General features: G+C 38.9%; 3 protein-coding genes. All 3 read right to left on the bottom strand.

Features of this window, described 5'->3' with window-relative positions; genetic code table 11:
* Positions 1 to 421, bottom strand: a 421-nt coding sequence (locus E1140_RS10970; protein WP_155183173.1) for a DUF1761 domain-containing protein, incomplete at its 3' end; no start/stop codon positions are given.
* A 15-nt stretch (positions 422 to 436) separates the two neighbouring features.
* Positions 437 to 835: a YciI family protein gene (locus E1140_RS10975; RefSeq protein ID WP_155183175.1), complete on the bottom strand. Its 399-nt coding sequence runs from the start codon at positions 833 to 835 to the stop codon at positions 437 to 439.
* Between the two features lies 1 nt (position 836).
* Positions 837 to 1037 (bottom strand): VOC family protein (locus E1140_RS10980; protein WP_185153532.1); only part of this gene is annotated, 201 nt, incomplete at its 5' end.

Consider the following 1037-nt stretch of genomic DNA (forward strand, 5'->3'; position numbering starts at 1 on the left):
CACTTTTATATTTTTTCCAACCGCCAAGAATAGCACCGAAGATTTGATATTGCATAAGCACTGCAGTTTCATCAAGAATGGTCAATTCAAATGGTCTTAATGAAAAATAGTTTTGAGTTGTAACTTCCAGAAACCTGAAGCACAGCCAAATTATGAAGGCATATTTCATACCCTCTACAGCAGAACTGACATTAAGTTTGTTATAAAGCCAGGCAAGACCATATGCCCCAGCTACCCCTGAGACAAGTGCTACTACAAGGCCAATTGGCAGACTGAAGCTTGTAAAATCTTCTTCTACAAATTCATTCAGCTCCATCCAGCGGATGCCAAAAAAAATATAATCATACCACAAAGGACGGACGAACTGTGCCACAATGATTGAGACCCAAACAGCGGCATGATTTATCTTTAATTGTTTCATAGGTAATAAAGTTGGTTAGTTGTCTTTTTTAAATTCAATGCCAAAGGCTCCTTTAGTAGTATACCATGGACGTACCTCAGTTAGGAGTCTGCCAGATTTTACTGCAGGGTCACGTGAAACCAATGCTTCGGCCTCTTCAATCGTTTTTACATTCACAATGAAGATGCCCCCTCCATTTTCAAATGGCCCCGCCAGCATAAGCTGATTATCTACTACCATCTGATTGATGTTTTTCATGTGCTCCCGCTGTATGCTGTCAACTTGCATTTTCGGAAGATCCGGCTTATCAGGATTAGTGATAAGCTCAATAAAATAATACTTGACGATTTCATTTGGTGGGTTGCCTTGCTCGTCTTGCGCATTGGATAGTAATGCTGCAGATGTTAATAATAAGGTTAGTAGGAGCTTTTTCATATTAGTATGATTTATAAAATTCAATAGCTGCCATTTTTATGTTCTCAGGTGCTTCAAAAAAGACCATTTTACCAAGGTCAGCAGCTTCCTTTATTTCTAAAATTCGACCTCCATTTTGCTCAATTTTCTTTACTGTCGTTGTCAAAGAGTCAACTTCAATGATATTCGTTATCTCATTTTGATCATTCTTTCGCACCGCCCC

The sequence above is a fragment of the Fulvivirga lutimaris genome, assembly GCF_009711525.1.
GTDB classification, from domain to species: Bacteria; Bacteroidota; Bacteroidia; order Cytophagales; family Cyclobacteriaceae; genus Fulvivirga; species Fulvivirga lutimaris.

Bases quoted from the DNA above. Each gene is read 5' to 3' on its own strand.
- E1140_RS10975 (WP_155183175.1), bottom strand. From the start codon at position 835: ATGAAAAAGCTCCTACTAACCTTATTATTAACATCTGCAGCATTACTA.